Source organism: Salmonella sp. 741265050_HSA, from assembly GCF_046569445.1.
GTDB lineage: Bacteria > Pseudomonadota > Gammaproteobacteria > Enterobacterales > Enterobacteriaceae > Salmonella > Salmonella enterica.
In genome coordinates, this window is record NZ_JBKFSV010000003.1 from 498,106 (window position 1) to 519,672 (window position 21,567).

The window sequence follows — 21,567 nt, forward strand, 5'->3', positions numbered from 1 at the left end:
ATTACTTTTCCCTTTCATGTCGTTTCAGATCCATTTAATAAGGTAATCCTTAACAACTTCTTAAGGCAAAAAAAGAATCTTTTTTTCTGTACATCGCCTGCGGCGACAAGGTTAACTGACGGCAACGCGAGTTACCGCAAGGAAGAACAGATGCGAATTTTACTGGTAGAAGATGACACACTTATTGGCGATGGCATAAAAGCGGGCCTGAGTAAAATGGGTTTCAGCGTCGACTGGTTTACCGAGGGACGTCCGGGCAAAGAGGCGCTTTACAGCGCGCCTTATGATGCGGTTATTTTAGATTTGACGCTGCCAGGCATGGACGGACGGGATATTTTGCGCGAATGGCGCGAAAAGGGTAAACAGGAACCGGTACTGATCCTGACGGCGCGCGACGCGTTAGCAGAGCGCGTCGAGGGGCTACGTCTGGGCGCCGATGACTATTTATGTAAACCTTTCGCGCTCATTGAGGTCGCCGCCCGTCTGGAGGCGCTGGTACGCCGCGCCAGCGGTCAGGCCAGTAGCGAATTGCGCCACGGCCAGGTGACGCTCAATCCAGGCAATCTCGTCGCGACGCTTGCCGGCGAACCGCTGGCCTTAAAACCAAAAGAGTTCGCGTTGCTGGAACTCTTACTGCGCAACAAAGGTCGCGTGCTGCCGCGCAAGCTTATTGAAGAGAAGCTGTATAACTGGGATGACGACGTGTCCAGCAATGCAGTGGAAGTCCATGTTCATCATTTACGCCGCAAGCTCGGCAGCGAATTTATTCGCACCGTACACGGCATCGGCTACACCCTGGGTGACGCATGAAATTGACGCAACGTCTCAGCCTGCGCGTCAGGCTGACGCTTATTTTCCTGATTCTGGTCTCCATCACTTGGGCAATTTCCAGTTTTGTGGCCTGGAGAAAGACGACGGATAATGTCGACGAGCTGTTTGACACACAGTTGATGTTGTTCGCCAGACGGCTTAGCACCCTCGATCTTAACGAGATCAACGCCCCGCAGCGCATGGCGCATACGCCAAAGAAATTAAAACATGGGCATATCGATGACGATGCGCTGGCATTCGCCATCTTTTCCGCTGACGGCAAAATGTTGCTGCATGATGGCGACAACGGCCAGGATATTCCGTATCGCTATCGCCGGGAAGGTTTCGACAATGGCTATCTGAAGGATGACAACGACCTCTGGCGTTTTTTGTGGTTGAACTCGGCGGACGGCAAGTATCGTATCGTCGTCGGTCAGGAGTGGGATTACCGCGAAGATATGGCGCTGGCGATCGTAGCGGCGCAATTAACGCCGTGGCTGATCGCCCTTCCCTTCATGCTGCTGATTTTATTGCTCCTGCTTCACCGCGAGCTCAGACCGTTGAAAAAACTGGCGCAGGCGCTACGCTTCCGGTCGCCGGAATCGGAAACGCCGCTCGACGCCAAAGGCGTACCGAGCGAGGTTCGCCCACTGGTCGAAGCGCTTAATCAGCTTTTTAGCCGCATCCACTCCATGATGGTGCGCGAACGGCGATTTACCTCCGACGCCGCCCATGAATTGCGCAGCCCGCTGGCCGCGCTGAAAGTACAAACCGAGGTGGCGCAGCTCTCGGGCGACGATCCGCTATCGCGTGATAAAGCGCTGACCCAGCTCCATGCGGGGATCGATCGCGCCACGCGGCTGGTCGATCAGCTACTGACGTTATCGCGTCTCGACTCGCTCAATAATTTGCAGGATGTAGCGGAGATTTCGCTGGAAGAGCTACTGCAGTCCGCGGTAATGGATATTTATCATCCGGCGCAGCAGGCGAATATCGACGTGCGTTTACAGCTTAACGCCCATGACGTCATACGTACCGGTCAGCCGCTACTTTTAAGCCTGTTAGTGCGTAACCTGCTGGATAATGCGATTCGCTACAGTCCGCAGGGCAGCGTCGTCGACGTTACCTTACATGCCCGCAGCTTCACCGTCAGAGATAATGGCCCCGGCGTAGCGCCAGAGATTCTGACGCATATCGGCGAGCGTTTTTACCGCCCGCCAGGCCAAAGTGTGACCGGCAGCGGTCTGGGATTATCAATCGTCCGCCGCATCGCTACGCTACACGGCATGACGGTGTCGTTTGGCAACGCCGCGGAAGGTGGATTTGAGGCCGTAGTAAGTTGGTAACAGAGACTTTTGCCAAAAACGCAAAAGACTTTGCACATTTTGCTAATTTCACCGCACCGCCCGTCAGCGTAGAATCAGCAGCAAACGCATTTCTTGAGGACACAAAATGAGTAACATCCTGATTATCAACGGGGCGAAAAAATTCGCGCACTCCAACGGCCAGTTAAATGACACCCTGACCGAAGTTGCCGATGGGCTTCTGCGCGATCTGGGTCATCAGGTTAAGATCGTCCGTGCCGACAGCGACTATGACATTAAAGAAGAGGTGCAGAATTTCGTCTGGGCTGACGTGGTGATTTGGCAGATGCCAGGCTGGTGGATGGGCGCGCCATGGACAGTAAAAAAATATATGGATGATGTCTTTACCGAAGGTCACGGCACGCTCTATGCCAGCGATGGCCGCACGCGTTCCGATGCCGCTAAAAAGTACGGTTCCGGCGGTCTGGTGCAGGGGAAAAAATATATGCTGTCACTGACGTGGAACGCGCCGATGGAAGCATTTACCGAAAAAGATCAGTTTTTCCACGGCGTAGGCGTAGATGGCGTCTATCTACCATTCCATAAAGCCAACCAGTTTCTGGGCATGGACGCGCTGCCAACGTTTATTGCCAACGACGTGATTAAAATGCCGGATGTTCCGCGCTATACCGCAGAATATCGCAAGCATCTGAGCGAAATTTTTGCTTAACTGGTCATCCTGGAATTAGAAGGAGTTAACCATGCTTACCGTCATTGCCGAAATTCGCACGCGTCCGGGCCAACATCACCGTCAGGCCGTCCTCGACCAGTTTGCGAAAATTATTCCAACCGTTCTTAAAGAAGAGGGGTGCCACGGTTACGCGCCGATGGTGGATCATGCCGCGGGCGTGAGTTTTCAGACTCTGGCGCCTGACTCGATCGTGATGATTGAACAGTGGGAAAGCGTTGCGCACCTTGAGGCGCATCTGCAAACCCCGCATATGAAAGCCTATAGCGACGCGGTAAAAGACGATGTGCTGGAAATGAATATTCGTATTCTGGAATCCGGCGTTTAAGTTATTACCCTCGTCTGACGTCGCCCTGGTGCGATGCGCAAGTGTCGCCATCAGGCTGCGGCGTCATGTCGGATTCGCTTATCCGGCCTGCGCCACGCAGACCGGATAAAGCGTGCAACAACCGTTACACGTCGAGATCCGCGAGATCGCCTTTTTCCTGTAGCCAGTTGCGTCGATCTTCAGAACGTTTCTTCGCCAGCAGCATATCCATCATCGCGTTAGTACGCTGATCGTCTTCATCGCTAATGGTGAGCTGCACCAGGCGGCGAGTATTTGGATCAAGCGTGGTTTCGCGTAACTGCATCGGGTTCATTTCACCCAGGCCTTTGAAACGCTGTACGTTCGGCTTGCCTTTCTTACGCTTCAGTTGTTCCAGTACGCCTGCCTTCTCTTCTTCCGTCAGCGCGTAATAGACCTCTTTACCCAAATCGATACGGTATAGTGGCGGTAGCGCGACATAGACATGACCATTCTTCACCAGCGCGCGGAAATGTCTGACAAACAGCGCGCAAAGCAGCGTAGCGATATGCAAACCATCGGAGTCCGCATCCGCCAGGATACAGATCTTGCCGTAGCGCAGCTGACTCAGATCGTCGCTGTCCGGATCGATACCGATCGCCACGGAAATATCATGCACCTCTTGCGAGGCCAGCACTTCATCGGAAGAGACCTCCCAGGTGTTAAGGATCTTACCTTTGAGCGGCATGATCGCCTGATATTCGCGATCGCGCGCCTGCTTGGCGGAACCGCCCGCCGAATCCCCTTCCACAAGGAACAGCTCGGTCCGATTAAGATCCTGCGCGGTACAGTCCGCCAGTTTCCCCGGCAACGCCGGACCGCTGGTGAGCTTTTTGCGTACCACTTTTTTTGCGGCGCGCAGTCGCCGCTGCGCGCTGGCAATCGCCATCTCTGCCAGTTGTTCCGCCGCCTGCACGTTCTGGTTCAGCCACAGGCTGAAGGCATCTTTCACCACGCCGGAAACAAATGCCGCACATTGACGCGACGACAGACGCTCTTTGGTCTGCCCGGCAAATTGCGGGTCCTGCATTTTCACGGAGAGCACATAAGCGCAGCGATCCCAGATATCTTCCGCCGACAGTTTGACGCCGCGCGGCAGAATATTGCGGTATTCGCAAAATTCGCGCATCGCGTCGAGCAGGCCCTGGCGCAGACCGTTGACGTGCGTCCCCCCCTGCATGGTCGGGATCAGGTTGACGTAGCTTTCTGTGAGTAATTCGCCGCCTTCCGGCAGCCACAATAGCGCCCAGTCAACCGCTTCCGTTTCACCGTTAAAATTACCGATAAACGGCTTTTCCGGCAGCGTCGGCAGGCCGTTTACCGCTTCGCCCAGATAGTCGTTCAGACCATCCTGGTAGCACCAGCGCTGCTCGCTGTTATTCACTTCATCTTTAAAAGTGATTTCCACGCCGGGACACAGCACCGCTTTTGCTTTCAGAACGTGCATTAAGCGAGAGACAGAAAAACGCGGGCTGTCGAAGAAACTTTCGTCGGGCCAGAAATGGACGCTGGTACCAGTATTACGTTTACCGCAGGTGCCGACAACCTGCAAATCCTGCACTTTTTCGCCGTTTTCAAACGCGATGTTATAGACCTGACCGTCGCGGCGCACGGTCACTTCCACGCGCTTTGACAGGGCATTCACGACCGAAATCCCCACCCCATGCAGACCACCAGAGAACTGATAGTTCTTATTGGAGAATTTACCGCCGGCATGAAGTCGACAGAGGATCAGTTCTACTGCCGGAACCCCCTCTTCCGGATGGATATCCACCGGCATCCCGCGTCCGTCGTCAATCACTTCCAGCGATTGATCGGCATGTAAAATGACATCCACGCGTTTGGCGTGACCTGCCAGTGCTTCATCCACACTATTATCAATCACTTCCTGACCCAAATGGTTGGGGCGGGTCGTATCGGTGTACATCCCCGGGCGGCGGCGTACCGGCTCAAGCCCAGTGAGTACCTCAATGGCATCAGCGTTATAAGTTTGCGTCATGGTTTAATTAGCAATTCGAATTGATTGTCAGCAACTGTGCAGTCCAAGAAAATCGACAATCTGGTTGAAATAATCTTCGAAGCCCGTGAATGCGTGATTACCCCCCTCGGTCACTGTCTGACGGCAGGAGGCGTAATATGCCACCGCCTGGCGGTAATCCAGCACTTCATCGCCCGTCTGTTGCAGTAGCCAGATCAGGTCCGGCGCTTCCAGCGGGTCAATCTGCATGACTTTAAGATCATAAATATGGCGAGACTCTAGCACATATTGCTGCCCGGTGTAGGGGTTCTCGTTCTGACCGAGATAGTCGGTCAGTAATTCAAAGGGCCGCACGGCGGGATTCACCACCACAGCCGGCAGCATAAAACATTGCGACAGCCAGGTGGCGTAATAACCACCCAGCGACGATCCTACCAGCCCTAATGGCGCACCGCCATGCTCAAGCACGAGAGATTCCAGCAACTCCGCCGCATCGGCAGGATACGGCGGTAGTTGAGGGACGATCATCTCAACATGCGGATGACGCTCCGCCAGCCAGTTTTTTAGCTGGCACGCTTTTGCCGAGCGAGGGGAACTGTTGAATCCGTGCAAATAGAGAAGCGTAGACATCAGTATCCTTCCGAAGCGGTATCGGGTCGGAACCGGGTATCCTGCAGGCGATGCACTTCCGTCTCCAGGACGCCGTTCGCCCGGAGCTCCAGCGTACGCCAGCCCGGCGCGATAGTATCCAGCGTAAAGTTCGCGCAGTGCGGTTTGAACTGTACGCAGGTTGACGGCGACGCCAGCAGACGGCGACCGTTCCAGTCAAGATCCAGCTCCTGGTGAATATGTCCGCATAACAGATATTTTACTCGCGGGAAATTCGCCAGCACGCTATCCAGCTCACCGGCATTACGCAAGCTGTGCTGATCCAACCAACTGCACCCTGCCGGCAACGGATGGTGGTGCAAAAGGAGCAATGTCTGTCTCTCTGGCGCATCGGCGAGCTTACGCTCAAGCCATTCCAGTTGGAACTCGCTCAGTTCGCCATGCGGAACGCCAAACACCTGGCTGTCCAGCAACAAAATCTGCCATTGTTCACCGATTAACACGCGTTTAGCCGGGGAAATCCCCGCCTCTTGCAGCGCACTGTACATTGCCGGCTGAAAATCATGATTGCCCGGTAGCCAAACGCAAGGCGCGCGAAAGCTTGCGATACCCTCAGCAAAATGCTGATAAGCCGCAGCGGATTGATCCTGCGCCAGATCGCCGGTCGCCACGATCAGATCATATTCATACTGTTGCGCCCGAATAGCCTCCAGCACGGCCTGGTAACTTTCCCAGGTATTGACGCCTAACAGCGTTTCATGCTTTTCGGCAAACAGGTGAGTATCTGTAATTTGTAAAATCCTGACTCGGGCCTCACCAGCCAGAGGTAGGGTTAACAGGCTTTCCAAATGGTGTCCTTAGGTTTCACGACGCTAATAAACCGGAATCGCCATCGCTCCATGTGCTAAACAGAATCGTAGCCAGTCGGCCAGAAACTGATTAATTTGATGCTTTTCGTCGCGTTGATGCAACTTTTTATTTGGATAATCATACCGCGCTTTGAAGCGAAAGATCTGCTGGCTTGAACACACTTCAGCCACCATCGCATCATGGTAGAGGCGCACCGTCAGCGACGGCAGGCTCCAGTAGGTGATGGCTGGCGCCGTTTGCTCGATCGTTACAAGCGTAGTGTATCGGGTCGATTCCACAATCGTTAACCGATATTGTACGTTGCCCACCTGATAGCTCACCGTTTCACCGGGGGCGTCATTGCGCGGCAGCAGGCGGCGCAATTGCGAAAAATTGGTTTCGCACAAACGCATCATTTCTGGGAAGTCAGGTGTATAACGCTTCATTTTTTCCACTCGTTTTTTAACTCTTGATGATGCAACTGAAGCCATTGCAAAGCGATGACTGCGGCTGCGTTGTCGATTTTCCCCTCTTCTACCCACTGGTATGCCTGTTCCCGGCTTACCACATGAACCCGAATATCTTCGTTTTCATCCGCCAGACCATGAATACCTACCGCGGTCGTGGCGTCCACTTCACCCACCAGAATAGATGAGCGCTCGCTGGTTCCTCCTGGACTCGCCAGGTAACTGATGACCGGTCGGGTGCGGCCTACGGTCAGCCCCGCTTCTTCCATCGCCTCCCGCCGGGCGACCGCCTCAATGGTTTCGCCTTCTTCTATCATGCCGGCGACCATCTCCAGCAGCCACGGCGTAACGCTTGTGTCATACGCGGCAATACGAATCTGTTCGACCAGCACCACCTCGTCACGTTCAGGGTCAAAGGGTAGCAAGACGGCGGCGTGCCCGCGCTCAAAAATTTCGCGCTTTACCTCGCCACTCATTTCTCCGTTGAATAAACGATGGCGGAATCGATACACATCCAATGAAAAAAAACCGCGATAGCGCGTTTCCCGTGCAATAATTTCTACATCGCTTTTGGTGAAAGTAACTGGCAAGTTGTCTGATTTACGCATTGTGCTGCCCTGCTAGCAATAATGATTAAATGATGAATTTCAAGGGTGGTTGACTGCTGTTTTATCACCCTTGTGGTAAATTGGTGCCAATTAAGGCTCGTATGGCACGTAACGCCAACTTTTTGCAGTGGCGGATTCTGCTAGAATCAGCAATTATTTTTACAAATTGATCAGCGCTAAATACTGCTTCACAACAAGGAATGCAAATGAAGAAATTGCTCCCCATCCTTATCGGCCTGAGCCTGTCGGGGTTCAGCACACTAAGCCAGGCAGAGAACCTGATGCAAGTTTATCAGCAAGCACGCCTGAGCAACCCGGAATTGCGTAAATCCGCTGCCGATCGCGATGCTGCATTCGAAAAAATTAACGAAGCGCGTAGTCCTTTACTGCCGCAACTGGGTTTAGGTGCCGACTACACCTACAGCAACGGTTATCGCGATGCGAACGGTATCAACTCCAATGAAACCAGCGCTTCTCTGCAATTAACGCAGACGCTATTTGATATGTCGAAATGGCGTGGGCTCACCCTGCAAGAAAAAGCAGCAGGCATTCAGGATGTCACCTATCAGACCGATCAGCAGACGCTGATCCTCAATACCGCGAACGCGTATTTTAAGGTATTGAACGCTATTGATGTGCTTTCCTATACCCAGGCGCAAAAAGAGGCTATCTACCGTCAGTTAGATCAAACGACGCAACGTTTTAACGTGGGTCTGGTCGCCATTACCGACGTGCAAAACGCCCGTGCGCAATATGATACCGTACTGGCGAATGAAGTGACCGCCCGCAACAACCTGGATAACGCGGTAGAAGAGCTGCGCCAGGTAACCGGCAATTATTACCCGGAGCTGGCGTCGCTTAACGTCGAGCATTTTAAAACCGACAAACCCAAAGCTGTTAATGCGCTGCTGAAGGAAGCGGAAAACCGTAACCTGTCGCTGTTGCAGGCGCGTTTAAGTCAGGATCTGGCGCGCGAGCAAATCCGTCAGGCGCAGGATGGTCATCTGCCGACGCTGAATTTAACGGCCTCAACCGGCATTTCTGATACCTCTTATAGCGGTTCTAAAACCAACTCCGCCCAGTACGACGATAGCAACATGGGGCAGAATAAAATCGGCCTGAACTTCTCCCTGCCGCTGTATCAAGGCGGGATGGTTAACTCGCAGGTAAAACAGGCGCAGTATAACTTCGTCGGCGCAAGCGAACAGCTGGAAAGCGCGCACCGTAGCGTGGTGCAGACCGTACGTTCTTCCTTTAACAATATTAACGCCTCCATCAGCAGCATCAACGCGTATAAACAGGCAGTCGTTTCCGCGCAAAGTTCTTTGGATGCAATGGAAGCCGGTTACTCGGTCGGTACACGTACCATTGTTGACGTACTGGATGCCACCACCACTCTGTATGATGCCAAGCAGCAACTGGCCAACGCGCGTTATACCTATTTGATTAATCAGTTAAATATCAAATATGCGCTCGGTACGCTGAACGAGCAGGATCTGCTCGCGCTTAACAGTACGTTGGGTAAACCTATCCCGACGTCGCCGGAAAGCGTAGCGCCGGAAACGCCAGATCAGGATGCTGCCGCAGACGGTTATAATGCCCATAGCGCCGCGCCGGCAGTACAGCCGACCGCCGCTCGCGCCAACAGCAATAACGGCAATCCATTCCGGCATTGATAAGTTATTCGCTGGCGCTGCGCTTATCAGACCTGTGCCCTTGTAGGTCTGGTAAGCGCGGCGCTACCTGTCATAAAGCCGCGCCTGAACGTAAGACAACGTAAAGATCCTGCTATTCCGCCGCATTCTCGCCTTTTCTCGCTTCAATTTCGACCAGTCATCCTCTATTCTGAACGCATGTTGTATTTACCACTGGGTCCTGGAAGACAAATATGAAACGGACAAAATCCATCCATCACGCATCATTTCGCAAAAGCTGGAGCGCGCGGCATTTAACGCCGGTCGCCCTGGCGGTTACGGCTGTTTTTATGCTGGCTGGCTGTGAAAAAAGCGATGAAACCGTATCGCTGTATCAAAACGCTGATGACTGTTCAGCGGCGAATCCGGGCAAAAGCGCGGAATGTACAACCGCGTATAACAATGCGCTGAAAGAGGCCGAACGTACTGCGCCTAAGTACGCTACACGCGAAGATTGCGTCGCTGAGTTTGGCGAAGGCCAGTGCCAGCAAGCGCCCGCACAGGCTGGCATGGCGCCGGAAAATCAGGCGCAGGCCCAACAATCCAGCGGCAGTTTCTGGATGCCGCTTATGGCAGGTTACATGATGGGGCGTCTGATGGGCGGCGGCGCAGGCTTTGCGCAACAGCCGCTGTTTAGCTCGAAAAACCCGGCCAGCCCTGCATACGGCAAATATACCGATGCGGCAGGTAAAAACTACGGCGCGGCGCAACCGGGCCGGACAATGACCGTACCGAAAACCGCTATGGCGCCGAAACCTGCCACCACAACAACCGTTACCCGCGGCGGTTTTGGCGAATCCGTCGCCAAACAGAGCACCATGCAGCGTAGCGCTGCCGGTACTTCAACACGTTCGATGGGCGGCTGATACGCATGGAAAGAGTCAGTATTACCGAGCGCCCGGACTGGCGCGATAAAGCGACTGAATACGGGTTTAATTTTCACACTATGTATGGTGAACCGTACTGGTGTGAAGACGCTTATTACAAGTTAACGCTCGCCCAGGTGGAAAAACTGGAAGACGTTACCGCCGAGCTGCACCAGATGTGCCTCAAGGTAGTAGAACGCGTCATCGCCAGCGATGAGCTGATGACGAAGTTTCGTATTCCAAAACATACCTGGGGTTTTGTTCGCCAGTCCTGGCAAACGCAACAACCGTCGCTCTATTCCCGCCTCGATCTGGCCTGGGACGGCATCGGCGAGCCTAAGCTGCTCGAAAATAATGCCGACACGCCAACATCGCTGTATGAAGCGGCGTTTTTTCAGTGGATTTGGCTGGAAGATCAGATCAACGCGGGCAATCTGCCGGAAGGCAGCGATCAGTTTAATAGCCTGCAGGAAAAGCTGATTGAACGCTTTGCTGAACTTCGCGAGCAGTACGGTTTTCAGTTGCTGCATCTCACCTGCTGTCGCGATACGGTTGAGGATCGCGGCACCATTCAGTATTTACAGGACTGCGCGGCCGAAGCGGAAATCGCCACCGAATTTCTCTATATCGACGATATTGGTCTGGGGGAAAAAGGCCAATTTACGGATCTGCAGGATCAGGTCATTGCGAACCTGTTCAAGCTCTATCCGTGGGAATTTATGCTGCGCGAGATGTTTTCCACCAAGCTGGAAGATGCCGGCGTGCGCTGGCTGGAACCGGCCTGGAAAAGCATTATCTCCAATAAAGCGTTGTTGCCGCTGTTGTGGGAGATGTTCCCGGACCATCCGAATCTGTTGCCTGCGTATTTCGCCGAAGACGAACATCCGCCAATGGATAAATATGTCGTGAAACCGATCTTCTCCCGCGAAGGGGCGAACGTATCGATTATTGAGAACGGTAAAACGATCGAATCCGTGGAAGGCCCGTATGGCGAAGAGGGTATGATCGTGCAACAGTTCTATCCGCTGCCAAAATTCGGCGACAGTTACACCCTGATTGGTAGCTGGCTGATTAACGATCAGCCCGCCGGAATTGGTATCCGTGAAGATCGGGCGCTGATCACCCAGGATCTCTCCCGCTTCTATCCGCATATTTTTGTCGAAGGATAGATTCTCCTGTAAGCCCGATGCGCGTAGCGCCATCGGGCAATCATTCAGCGCCTTATCCGGCTATCCCACCTGCACCGACAACATACTTATACTGCCCATCTCAATACCGTCGACCGGGATGGTGATAGGTTCCTTGCCGTCCCAGGCGCCAAGTACATACAGCAAAGGTAAAAAGTGCTCCGGCGTCGGGTTCGATAAGGCCCCCCCTTCATGTTGCAGATAATTCACCAGCGGGTGCTGTTCTACCGGCCCCTGCCACGTCAGATTGGCTTTCACAAAGTCATTAAATGACGCCGCCCAGGGATACGGTATATTGTCACCGTGCCAACGCACAGTCCGCAGGTTATGAACCACATTCCCGCTGGCCACCAGCATCACGCCTTCGTCACGCAGCGTCGCCAGCTTACGACCCACCTCAAAATGCCATGCCGCCGGTTTGGTACTATCAACACTAAGCTGCACCATCGGGATATCCGCATTCGGGTACATCTTGATCAATACGCCCCAGGAGCCATGATCAAATCCCCACGCCTCTTTATCGAGCGCGACGGGAACGGGAGCCAACAGTTCAACCAAACGCTGCGCCAGCGCAGGCGATCCAGGGGCCGGATAATGCGTGTCATACAGCGCCTGCGGAAAACCGCCAAAATCATGGAGAGTTTGCGGCCTTTCCATCGCTGTGACGCCCGTCCCGCGGGTATACCAGTGCGCCGACACCACCACTATCGCCTGTGGTCGCGGTAGGGCTTCCCCCAATCGCCGCCAGGCGCGGGTATAATCGTTATCGTCCAGCACGTTCATCGGGCTGCCATGCCCCAAAAACAATGCTGGCATACACGTTAAAGACATGATGTTATCCTTACTGGAAAGACATTTTGTTAACATCACCATACGCTTTCTTCACAGAGGAAGAACTCAGATAACCATGATGAAGATCATCAGTTATTTTGAAGGTCAGGTTCGGACGGCAAATTGATAAGGAGTAATGGATGTCAGTACCACTTATTCTGACCTTACTGGCGGGCGCCGCCACCTTTATTGGCGCGTTTCTTGGCGTTCTCGGCCAAAAACCGTCTAACCGCGTGCTGGCTTTTTCGCTGGGCTTCGCCGCAGGGATCATGCTGCTTATCTCGCTGATGGAGATGCTGCCCGCCGCGCTTGATACCGAGGGGATGTCGCCTGTACTGGGCTACGGAATGTTTATTATCGGCCTGTTGGGCTACTTCGGGCTGGACCGCCTGCTTCCTCACGCTCATCCGCAGGATCTGGTGCAAAAAAGGCAGCAGCCGCTTCCCGGCTCGATAAAACGCACTGCGATTTTATTGACGCTCGGCATTAGCCTGCACAACTTTCCGGAAGGGATCGCCACCTTTGTCACTGCCAGCAGCAATCTTGAACTGGGTTTCGGCATCGCACTGGCGGTGGCGTTGCACAATATTCCTGAAGGTCTGGCGGTTGCCGGCCCGGTTTATGCCGCGACGGGCTCAAAACGTACCGCGATTTTTTGGGCCGGTATCTCCGGCATGGCGGAAATTCTTGGCGGCGTACTGGCGTGGCTGATTTTGGGCAGTCTGGTTTCGCCAATCGTTATGGCGGCTATCATGGCAGCAGTCGCCGGTATTATGGTGGCGCTCTCCGTCGATGAACTGATGCCGCTGGCAAAAGAGATCGATCCTAACAATAACCCCAGCTATGGCGTGCTTTGCGGTATGTCCATCATGGGGCTCAGTCTCGTCATTTTGCAGACGATAGGTATCGGTTAAGAGAAACGTCGCGCCGGATGCAGGCCTTTAGCCAGGCAACATCCGGCTGCCCGTCAAGGATATGCGCTATTTCTGCTCATTCATCACGCTGTCGCCTTCGCTCGTCTGGCGAAAACGTTTCGTTCGCGCTTCAAGTAATGCATCTCTGTCTTGCCGAAACGCTCTGCAATAACGCTTCATATGGCAAATATACCCTACTACCACCAGAACGATTAATATTATCCAATACCAGGCAATAAACATCCTTTTTACCCTTAAAATTTAACATCACTAAACATTTAACGTTAAAATTTTACATACCCTTATTTTGACGTATTCATATACTGGCATATTTGTGGAACAAATAAATGATTTTGATCATATAAATCAGTGGTGAAACACAATAATGAAAGAGGTATTAAGCAGAAAACAATGTCGATAAGATCACACTTCGTACTAATTTATATTGTTCTTAAAATATCACACTCCTACTATCGACTCATTCAGGCAATTAAAAAATATTGATACAGAATATACTTTAAAATAAGTAACAGCATCATGACTTATATTTAAAGACCAATCATTTACCTCATTTATTATTCATAAAAACATAGTATATTCAGAAGTATTATATTTAGAAGTTGTATATAAGGAGATATATCCATGTTTGACCAATACCGGAAAACAATACTTGCCGGTGCCGTCGCACTGACATGCGGACTCACCGCAGCCAGTACGTTTGCCGCAGGTTTTCAACCGGCACAGCCCGCAGGAAAATTAGGCGCAGTCGTTGTCGATCCTTACGGAAATGCCCCTCTCACCGCGCTGGTGGAATTAGATAGCCATATTATTTCAGACGTTAAAGTTACTGTACATGGCAAAGGGGAAAAAGGCGTTCCTGTTACTTATACCGTTGGGAAAGAGTCTTTAGAAACCTATGACGGTATTCCTATTTTTGGCCTTTATCAGAAATTTGCCAACAACGTCACGGTAGAATATAAAGAAAACGGCAAAGCCATGAAGGATGACTATGTGGTGCAGACGTCCGCCATCGTCAACCATTATATGGATAACCGTTCTATTTCAGATCTCCAGCAAACGAAAGTTATTAAAGTCGCGCCAGGATTTGAAGATCGCCTTTATCTGGTAAATACCCATACCTTTACGCCGCAGGGCGCTGAATTTCACTGGCACGGCGAAAAAGATAAAAATGCGGGCATTCTTGATGCCGGCCCGGCGGGCGGGGCTTTGCCTTTCGATATCGCCCCTTATACGTTTGTGGTCGACACCCAGGGTGAATATCGCTGGTGGCTGGATCAAGATACCTTCTACGACGGCCACGATATGAATATCAACAAACGCGGCTACCTGATGGGTATTCGTGAAACGCCTCGCGGCACCTTTACCGCGGTGCAGGGCCAACACTGGTACGAGTTTGACATGATGGGGCAAATTCTTGCCGATCACAAACTGCCGCGCGGGTTCCTGGATGCGTCTCATGAATCCATCGAAACCGTGAACGGCACCGTACTGCTGCGCGTCGGCAAACGCGATTACCGCAAAGAAGACGGCATACATGTTCATACTATTCGTGACCAAATCATTGAGGTCGATAAGTCTGGCCGCGTAGTAGACGTTTGGGATTTAACCAAAATCCTCGACCCTATGCGTGATGCGCTGCTCGGCGCGCTGGATGCGGGCGCAGTATGCGTGAACGTCGATCTGGCCCATGCCGGACAGCAGGCGAAACTCGAACCGGATACGCCGTATGGCGATGCGCTTGGCGTTGGTGCCGGTCGTAACTGGGCGCACGTCAACTCTATCGCTTATGACGCGAAAGACGACTCCATCATCCTTTCTTCCCGCCATCAGGGTATTGTAAAAATTGGTCGCGATAAGCAGGTGAAATGGATACTGGCACCGTCTAAAGGCTGGAATAAGCAGCTAGCCAGTAAATTGCTGAAACCGGTAGACGATCATGGTAAGCCGTTGACCTGTGACGAAAACGGCAAGTGTAAGGACACCGATTTCGATTTCACCTATACCCAACATACGGCATGGCTTTCCAGCAAAGGCACGTTAACGGTCTTTGATAACGGCGATGGTCGCGGCCTGGAGCAACCGGCTCTACCGACCATGAAATATTCCCGTTTTGTCGAATATAAGATCGATGAGAAGAAAGGCACCGTACAACAAGTTTGGGAATACGGTAAAGAACGTGGATATGATTTCTATAGTCCTATTACCTCGGTTGTTGAATATCAAAAAGACCGCGACACCATGTTCGGCTTTGGCGGTTCTATTAACCTGTTCGACGTTGGTAAACCCACAGTCGGCAAACTGAATGAGATTGACTATAAAACGAAAGAAGTGAAAGTTGAAATTGATGTGCTGTCGGATAAGCCCAACCAGACTCACTATCGTGCGTTACTGGTTCATCCAACGCAAATGTTTAAATAAATCACGGGAAGGAATTAATATGTCATCTAAATGGATTACCTCTTTATTTAAAAGCGTAGTATTAACCGCGGCATTGGTCACTCCTTTTGCGGCATCGGCTTTTACCGAGGGCACAGATTATATGGTTCTGGAGAAACCGATTCCTAATGCAGATAAAACGCTGATTAAGGTATTTAGCTACGCCTGCCCTTTCTGCTACAAATATGACAAAGCCGTAACAGGTCCGGTTTCTGACAAAGTAGCCGATCTCGTTACGTTCACCCCGTTCCACCTGGAAACAAAAGGCGAATATGGCAAACAGGCCAGCGAAGTATTTGCAGTCCTGATCGCCAAAGATAAAGCTGCCGGGATTTCGTTATTTGATGCTAAATCACAATTCAAAAAAGCGAAGTTCGCCTGGTATACGGCTTACCATGATAAGAAAGAGCGCTGGTCAGATGGGAAAGATCCGGCGGCATTTATTAAAACCGGGCTGGACGCCGCAGGCATGAGCCAGGCTGATTTTGAAGCGGCGCTGAAAGATCCTGCCGTTCAGGAGACGCTGGAAAAATGGAAAGCCGCCTATGACGTTGCCAAAATTCAGGGTGTTCCGGCTTACGTCGTCAACGGCAAGTACCTTATCTATACCAAAAACATCAAATCCATCGATTCTATGGCTGAACTCGTTCGGGAACTGGCCACTAAAAAATAAGCAGGGAAACGATTATGGATTTTATTAAGGGATTATGGCGAGACCTACGCGCAAGACCAGTAGATACGCTGGTGAGATGGCAGGAACAGCGCTTTCTGTGGCTGTTAATGGCCATCGCGATGGGAGGGTTAATTATCCTGGCGCACTCGTTCTTCCAAATCTATCTCTACATGGCGCCGTGCGAACAGTGTGTTTACATTCGTTACGCGATGTTTGTGATGGTAATTGGCGGGGTGATTGCGGCGATAAATCCCAAAAATATCGTGCTGAAGCTGATTGGCTGCATCGCGGCGTTTTATGGCAGCATTATGGGCATTAAGTTTTCTATTAAGCTTAATGGTATCCATCATGCGGTACATAATGCGGACCCCGATTCACTTTTTGGCGTGCAAGGATGTTCGACTGACCCGACCTTTCCTTTCAACTTACCGTTGGCGGAATGGGCACCGGAGTGGTTTAAACCTACCGGAGACTGCGGTTATGACGCGCCTATCGTCCCTGATGGCGTAACGCTCAGTAGCGTACAGCAGTGGTTTGTCGATCTCTACCAGCAGTCCGAAGGCTGGTATCTGCTTCCGCCCTGGCACTTTATGAACATGGCGCAGGCATGTATGTTGGCCTTTGGGTTGTGCCTGATTCTGCTGCTGGTGATGAGCGGCGCCTGGGCATTGAAACTGGCCAGAGGCAAATAACCTGAATAGATAAACCAAAGCAGAGGTCTGCATTCAGGCCTCTGCTTTTCTCACAATAATTTTACCATTCAGCTTATTCGTCGTTCTTTGAAACTGAACAATATGGCACCGAAGGAATACAAAAAAGCCGATGACATCTCATCGGCTTTTTTCAACCATGATCCGTTCGATCAGCTGGCTTTGCGCTCATGCGCCTGGCGGTAAGCCACCAGATCTTCAATCGTGACTACCGCCATATTATGCTGGCCTGCAAACGCGATACACTCCGGCGCGCGCGCCATCGTCCCATCGTCGTTAGTCAACTCGCACAGTACACCTGCAGGTTTAAAACCGGCCAGCGTCATCAGATCGATGGTCGCCTCCGTATGACCGCCGCGCGTCAGCACGCCGCCCGCCTGAGCGCGCAGTGGGAAAACGTGCCCCGGACGGTTAAGATCGGACGGTTTTGCGCCATCCTTAATTGCCGCACGCACCGTAGTGACACGGTCAGCGGCGGAAACGCCGGTGGTCACGCCTTCTGCGGCTTCAATGGTCACGGTAAAACCGGTGCCGTAGGCGCTGGTGTTGTTTTCCACCATCATTGGCAAGTCGAGCTGCTTACGACGGTCTTCAGTAATGCACAGGCAAACAATACCGCTACCGTGACGAATGGTTAACGCCATCTGTTCTACGGTCATCGTCTCTGCGGGGAAAATCATATCGCCTTCGTTTTCACGATCTTCATCATCAAGCACCATCACACCGCGTCCTTCACGCAGCGCATCCAGTGCAAGTTCAACACGTTCAAAAGGCGTACCAAAAGAGGAAAGTAGCGTCTGATTCATGGTAAAAAAACCTCATTAACATTATGGTTACCAGAATCAGGGCAGTCTTAGGAGTGCCGACAAGCGGCAAAAAAATAACGTGAGCGGGTCCATGCCCGACTGGATCGTTACCCTCTCCCATCCGGACTTTAACCGTCGGCCCCGGAATTACACCGGATCTGCTGACCTTTTCGCTATGGCAAAAAGCGCTCGCGGGCTTTCAACCTGCTCTCCGCGTTCCGTCACGGCGCGCCGTGATGAGAAATGCGTTAAACATCGCTGATTTACCGCCGGTGGGGAATTTCGCCCCGCCCTGAGAATAAGCGGGTTAACTATAACGCTATTGATTACCTTCATCAACGCCTTTACTCCGTATGACGTCACACAATTCTGGTTTATGGCGTCCACATATCGCACTACAATAAGAGCTAACACTTACCAGTTCAGGGAAACCACAATGATTGACCCGAAAAAAATTGAGCAAATCGCACGCCAGGTTCATGAGTCAATGCCGAAAGGTATTCGCGAGTTCGGGGAAGATATCGAGAAAAAAATCCGTCAAACGCTGCAATCTCAGCTGACGCGTCTCGATCTGGTGAGCCGCGAAGAGTTTGATGTCCAGACTCAGGTCTTGCTGCGCACCCGGGAAAAACTGGCGCTGCTGGAGCAACGCCTCAGCGAACTGGAAGCTCGCGACAAGCCTGAAGAAGTAAAACCTGCGCCCGCCATCCCGCCAGTCGATCCACAAGAGTAAAAACGTGAACGGGCCTGACGGCCCGCTCATATAAGATCTGAATAATGCCCTGCACCTGTAAAGGGAGCCTGCATTAGTGTTCTAATTCTAACCTTTTCGCCTGAGTCGCCTGCTGGCAGTAAAGCGCGTAACGCTTGCAAAACCAGTCGCGGTGCTCCTCGTCCATATTGCCGGTTACCGCCTGGATATCAACAGGACGCCCCTCCGCCTGCATTCTGGCAAAACTGCGCGCCAGAAAATCGAAATTATTTAATGAATAGACGTTATTGTTGTTCATCAGCATACCCTCCAGTTATTGAATTCTGTTAAGGCTATATGCTTTTTCTGATTTCAGTATTTCCCTATATGTACGGCGGTTTTATACATAACGTGCGCAAATTTAATGCGCAAAATCACAATATTCGCCAAAGATAACGACGGATAAATCGCTTTTCGGACTTAAGGAGATATGGGTCACATGATATTGTAACGCAATGAAATAACAAGCATGAAAATTATCACGCGAACATCCTTCTGAAGGCGGCGACAAGGATAGAAAATATGACCTTATTTGCGGAGTATAACAGCCCCTATCTGTTTGCCATCGCGTTCGTTTTCTTTATCGGCGTGCTGGAGATGATTTCGCTGATTTTTGGCCACTTTCTTTCAGGCGCGCTCGACGCCCATCTCGATCATTATGACGCCCTGTCATCCGGCCCTGCGGGCCAGGCGCTTCATTATCTGAATATTGGACGCGTTCCCGCCCTGGTCGTCCTCTGTCTATTGGCCGGTTATTTCGGCCTCTTCGGCATTCTCATCCAGCATGGCGGGATCATGCTCTGGCAAGCGCCGCTCAGCAATCTGCTGCTGGTCCCGTTGAGCATTGTCCTGTCGGTCTTTGCCGTGCATTACAGCGGAAAAATCCTCGCGCCCTGGCTACCCAGAGATGAAAGCTCCGCCCTCCGGGAAGAGGAATTTATCGGCGGCATGGCGATTATTACCGGCCACGCCGCCGTCGCCGGTACACCTTGCGAAGGAAAATTTACCGATAAGTTCGGCCAGATTCACTATTTACTGCTGGAACCCGAAAAGGGAAAAGAATTTAAAAAAGGAGACAAGGTGCTGATTGTCTGCCGACTTTCCGCAACGCGCTATTTGGCTGAGCGTACCTTCTACGTTTAATTGAGAGGAACTTACATAATGGATGATGTTTTTGGCATATTGCCATCATGGATGTTTACCGCCATCGTTGCGGTTATCGTCTTACTAATTATCGGGATCATTTTTGCTCGCCTCTATCGCCGCGCATCTGCGGAACAGGCGTTTGTCCGTACCGGGCTTGGCGGGCAAAAAGTGGTGATGAGCGGCGGCGCTATTGTGATGCCAATCTTTCACGAAATTATTCCGATCAATATGAATACCCTAAAACTTGAAGTCAGCCGTGCTACCGTCGACAGCCTGATCACCAAAGATCGTATGCGCGTTGACGTGGTCGTCGCTTTCTTCGTGCGTGTAAAACCCTCTGTTGAAGGTATTGCCACCGCCGCACAAACGCTTGGCCAGCGAACGCTGTCGCCGGAAGATCTGCGTATGCTGGTTGAAGATAAATTCGTTGACGCCTTACGCGCTACCGCAGCCCAGATGACGATGCATGAGCTACAGGATACGCGTGAAAACTTCGTTCAGGGCGTACAAAACACCGTTGCGGAAGATTTGTCGAAAAACGGCCTGGAACTGGAAAGCGTCTCATTAACCAACTTTAACCAAACGTCCAAAGAGCATTTCAATCCAAACAATGCCTTTGATGCCGAAGGTCTGACGAAACTGACGCAGGAAACCGAACGCCGTCGTCGTGAACGTAATGAAGTGGAACAGGATGTGGAAGTAGCGGTGCGCGAAAAGAACCGCGACGCGCTTGAGCGCAAGCTGGAAATCGAGCAGCAAGAAGCCTTTATGACTCTGGAGCAGGAGCAACAGGTTAAAACCCGCACCGCCGAACAAAACGCCAAAATTGCCGCTTTTGAGGCCGAGCGCCATCGTGAAGCAGAACAGACGCGCATTCTTGCTGAGCGGCAGATCCAGGAGACGGAGATCGAACGTGAGCAAGCAGTACGGTCCAGGAAAGTTGAGGCCGAGCGTGAAGTACGTATTAAAGAGATCGAACAGCAACAGGTGACAGAAATCGCCAACCAGACGAAATCTATCGCCATTGCCGCCAAATCCGAGCAGCAATCGCAAGCGGAAGCGCGCGCCAACGACGCGCTGGCCGATGCGGTTCGCGCCCAGCAAAACGTAGAAACTACCCGCCAGACCGCCGAAGCGGATCGCGCCAAGCAGGTCGCTCTGATCGCCGCGGCGCAGGATGCGGAAACCAAAGCGGTCGAACTGACCGTTCGGGCAAAAGCAGAGAAAGAAGCGGCAGAATTGCAAGCCGCCGCCATCATCGAACTGGCGGAAGCAACGCGTAAAAAAGGTCTGGCGGAAGCCGAAGCGCAACGGGCGCTGAATGACGCTATCAACGTGCTTTCTGACGAACAAACCAGCCTCAAATTTAAACTAGCGCTCTTACAATCGTTGCCTGCTGTTATTGAGAAGTCTGTTGAACCGATGAAATCCATCGACGGCATTAAGATTATTCAGGTCGATGGCCTCAATCGCGGCGCGACGGCGGGCAACGTCGCCGCTGGCGGCGCTAACGGGGGAAACCTGGCGGAACAAGCGTTATCTGCCGCGCTCACCTATCGTACCCAGGCACCGCTGATCGATTCGCTGTTAAACGAGATTGGCATCGCTGGCGGCTCGCTAAAGGCGCTGACCACGCCGTTGGTTTCATCGGCAACGGATGAGATTAATCGCGAAGCAACGATAAAAGAGCAATAACCCCCCGCCATATCTCCTGTCCCTGGTCATAAGACCGGGGATTTTTTTATCTTTTTTCCACCTTGTCTGTACAAAGCGTTATGACCAGCAGGCCATTTTGCGTGGGCGATCCAGTAAC

At 52.1% G+C, this 21,567-nt stretch carries 23 protein-coding genes and 1 riboswitch; of the genes, 14 read left to right on the forward strand and 9 right to left on the reverse strand.

The window, feature by feature from the left end; all coding sequences use genetic code 11:
- The first annotated feature begins 150 nt into the window (after positions 1 to 150).
- The 4 genes from qseB (at position 151) to ACLD4F_RS10705 (ending at position 3,190) form a co-directional block, all read left to right on the forward strand.
- The gene (qseB, locus tag ACLD4F_RS10690; RefSeq protein ID WP_001221574.1) at positions 151 to 810 is read left to right on the forward strand and encodes a quorum sensing response regulator transcription factor QseB; all 660 of its coding nucleotides are present in this window, start codon (positions 151 to 153) and stop codon (positions 808 to 810) included.
- On the forward strand, positions 807 to 2,156 hold the full coding sequence (gene qseC, locus ACLD4F_RS10695) for a quorum sensing histidine kinase QseC (RefSeq protein WP_000779328.1): 1,350 nt from the start codon (positions 807 to 809) through the stop codon (positions 2,154 to 2,156). The genes qseB and qseC overlap by 4 nt, the downstream gene beginning before the upstream one ends.
- A 106-nt stretch (positions 2,157 to 2,262) precedes the next feature.
- Positions 2,263 to 2,844: an NAD(P)H-dependent oxidoreductase gene (locus ACLD4F_RS10700; RefSeq protein ID WP_000065416.1), complete on the forward strand. Its 582-nt coding sequence runs from the start codon at positions 2,263 to 2,265 to the stop codon at positions 2,842 to 2,844.
- A gap of 31 nt (positions 2,845 to 2,875) precedes the next feature.
- Positions 2,876 to 3,190 carry a putative quinol monooxygenase gene (locus ACLD4F_RS10705; protein ID WP_000958587.1) on the forward strand — a complete coding sequence of 105 codons (315 nt, stop codon included), beginning with the start codon at positions 2,876 to 2,878 and terminating at the stop codon, positions 3,188 to 3,190.
- Between the two features lie 124 nt (positions 3,191 to 3,314).
- Here ACLD4F_RS10705 and parE read toward each other — a convergent pair whose 3' ends face one another.
- The 5 genes from parE to nudF are packed head-to-tail and all read right to left on the reverse strand — an operon-like array spanning position 3,315 to position 7,719.
- Entirely contained in the window at positions 3,315 to 5,207 is a 1,893-nt protein-coding gene (gene parE / locus ACLD4F_RS10710) for a DNA topoisomerase IV subunit B (RefSeq protein ID WP_000195318.1), read from the reverse strand.
- A gap of 27 nt (positions 5,208 to 5,234) precedes the next feature.
- The gene (yqiA, locus tag ACLD4F_RS10715) at positions 5,235 to 5,816 is read right to left on the reverse strand and encodes an esterase YqiA (RefSeq protein WP_000105725.1); all 582 of its coding nucleotides are present in this window, start codon (positions 5,814 to 5,816) and stop codon (positions 5,235 to 5,237) included.
- Positions 5,816 to 6,643, reverse strand: coding sequence for a 3',5'-cyclic-AMP phosphodiesterase (gene cpdA, locus ACLD4F_RS10720; protein WP_000444735.1), 828 nt, complete (start codon positions 6,641 to 6,643; stop codon positions 5,816 to 5,818). Before cpdA ends, yqiA begins: the two co-directional genes overlap by 1 nt.
- Before the next feature lie 24 nt (positions 6,644 to 6,667).
- On the reverse strand, positions 6,668 to 7,090 hold the full coding sequence (locus ACLD4F_RS10725) for a DUF1249 family protein (RefSeq protein ID WP_000833404.1): 423 nt from the start codon (positions 7,088 to 7,090) through the stop codon (positions 6,668 to 6,670).
- Positions 7,087 to 7,719 (reverse strand): ADP-ribose diphosphatase, encoded by a 633-nt coding sequence (gene nudF, locus ACLD4F_RS10730; protein WP_001231952.1) that lies wholly within the window; start codon positions 7,717 to 7,719, stop codon positions 7,087 to 7,089. The genes ACLD4F_RS10725 and nudF overlap by 4 nt, the downstream gene beginning before the upstream one ends.
- A 200-nt stretch (positions 7,720 to 7,919) precedes the next feature.
- On the opposite strand from nudF, the gene tolC reads away from it, so the two are divergent.
- The 3 genes from tolC to ACLD4F_RS10745 all read left to right on the forward strand — a co-directional run bounded on the left by tolC (position 7,920) and on the right by ACLD4F_RS10745 (position 11,448).
- Positions 7,920 to 9,395, forward strand: coding sequence for an outer membrane channel protein TolC (tolC, locus tag ACLD4F_RS10735; RefSeq protein ID WP_015899378.1), 1,476 nt, complete (start codon positions 7,920 to 7,922; stop codon positions 9,393 to 9,395).
- A 212-nt stretch (positions 9,396 to 9,607) separates the two neighbouring features.
- Positions 9,608 to 10,279: a DUF1190 family protein gene (locus ACLD4F_RS10740; RefSeq protein ID WP_000831528.1), complete on the forward strand. Its 672-nt coding sequence runs from the start codon at positions 9,608 to 9,610 to the stop codon at positions 10,277 to 10,279.
- A 5-nt stretch (positions 10,280 to 10,284) separates the two neighbouring features.
- Positions 10,285 to 11,448: a glutathionylspermidine synthase family protein gene (locus tag ACLD4F_RS10745; protein WP_000442833.1), complete on the forward strand. Its 1,164-nt coding sequence runs from the start codon at positions 10,285 to 10,287 to the stop codon at positions 11,446 to 11,448.
- A gap of 60 nt (positions 11,449 to 11,508) precedes the next feature.
- Here ACLD4F_RS10745 and ygiD read toward each other — a convergent pair whose 3' ends face one another.
- Positions 11,509 to 12,297, reverse strand: a complete 789-nt coding sequence (gene ygiD / locus ACLD4F_RS10750) for a 4,5-DOPA dioxygenase extradiol (protein WP_001520560.1) — start codon at positions 12,295 to 12,297, stop codon at positions 11,509 to 11,511.
- Positions 12,298 to 12,437: 140 nt separating this feature from the next.
- Between ygiD and zupT the strand changes: the two genes are divergently transcribed.
- Entirely contained in the window at positions 12,438 to 13,211 is a 774-nt protein-coding gene (gene zupT / locus ACLD4F_RS10755; protein ID WP_000115874.1) for a zinc transporter ZupT, read from the forward strand.
- A gap of 66 nt (positions 13,212 to 13,277) precedes the next feature.
- Here zupT and ACLD4F_RS10760 read toward each other — a convergent pair whose 3' ends face one another.
- Positions 13,278 to 13,454 carry a hypothetical protein gene (locus ACLD4F_RS10760; protein ID WP_000469259.1) on the reverse strand — a complete coding sequence of 59 codons (177 nt, stop codon included), beginning with the start codon at positions 13,452 to 13,454 and terminating at the stop codon, positions 13,278 to 13,280.
- A 399-nt stretch (positions 13,455 to 13,853) separates the two neighbouring features.
- On the opposite strand from ACLD4F_RS10760, the gene ACLD4F_RS10765 reads away from it, so the two are divergent.
- Genes ACLD4F_RS10765 through dsbI form a run of 3 tightly spaced genes read left to right on the forward strand, consistent with a single transcriptional unit; the run spans position 13,854 to position 17,033 of the window.
- Complete coding sequence (locus tag ACLD4F_RS10765; protein ID WP_000460259.1) at positions 13,854 to 15,650, forward strand: aryl-sulfate sulfotransferase; 1,797 nt, start codon at positions 13,854 to 13,856, stop codon at positions 15,648 to 15,650.
- A gap of 19 nt (positions 15,651 to 15,669) precedes the next feature.
- Positions 15,670 to 16,341, forward strand: coding sequence for a thiol:disulfide interchange protein DsbA/DsbL (locus ACLD4F_RS10770; protein ID WP_000096232.1), 672 nt, complete (start codon positions 15,670 to 15,672; stop codon positions 16,339 to 16,341).
- Positions 16,342 to 16,355: 14 nt separating this feature from the next.
- On the forward strand, positions 16,356 to 17,033 hold the full coding sequence (gene dsbI / locus ACLD4F_RS10775) for a protein-disulfide oxidoreductase DsbI (RefSeq protein WP_000345576.1): 678 nt from the start codon (positions 16,356 to 16,358) through the stop codon (positions 17,031 to 17,033).
- 170 nt (positions 17,034 to 17,203) lie between these two features.
- On the opposite strand, the gene ribB is transcribed toward dsbI, so the two are convergent.
- On the reverse strand, positions 17,204 to 17,857 hold the full coding sequence (ribB, locus tag ACLD4F_RS10780) for a 3,4-dihydroxy-2-butanone-4-phosphate synthase (RefSeq protein WP_001076978.1): 654 nt from the start codon (positions 17,855 to 17,857) through the stop codon (positions 17,204 to 17,206).
- Positions 17,858 to 17,962: 105 nt separating this feature from the next.
- Positions 17,963 to 18,161: riboswitch (FMN riboswitch) on the reverse strand.
- A 132-nt stretch (positions 18,162 to 18,293) separates the two neighbouring features.
- On the opposite strand from ribB, the gene ubiK reads away from it, so the two are divergent.
- Positions 18,294 to 18,590: a ubiquinone biosynthesis accessory factor UbiK gene (ubiK, locus tag ACLD4F_RS10785; protein ID WP_000566824.1), complete on the forward strand. Its 297-nt coding sequence runs from the start codon at positions 18,294 to 18,296 to the stop codon at positions 18,588 to 18,590.
- A gap of 73 nt (positions 18,591 to 18,663) precedes the next feature.
- Here the strand turns inward: ubiK and glgS are convergent, their stop codons facing one another.
- Positions 18,664 to 18,873, reverse strand: coding sequence for a cell surface composition regulator GlgS (gene glgS, locus ACLD4F_RS10790; RefSeq protein WP_000928927.1), 210 nt, complete (start codon positions 18,871 to 18,873; stop codon positions 18,664 to 18,666).
- Positions 18,874 to 19,130: 257 nt separating this feature from the next.
- On the opposite strand from glgS, the gene ACLD4F_RS10795 reads away from it, so the two are divergent.
- Both ACLD4F_RS10795 and ACLD4F_RS10800 read left to right on the forward strand, forming a co-directional pair.
- Complete coding sequence (locus ACLD4F_RS10795) at positions 19,131 to 19,751, forward strand: OB-fold-containig protein (RefSeq protein WP_000171739.1); 621 nt, start codon at positions 19,131 to 19,133, stop codon at positions 19,749 to 19,751.
- 18 nt (positions 19,752 to 19,769) lie between these two features.
- Positions 19,770 to 21,449, forward strand: a complete 1,680-nt coding sequence (locus tag ACLD4F_RS10800; protein ID WP_079943897.1) for a flotillin family protein — start codon at positions 19,770 to 19,772, stop codon at positions 21,447 to 21,449.
- Positions 21,450 to 21,567 lie beyond the last annotated feature (118 nt).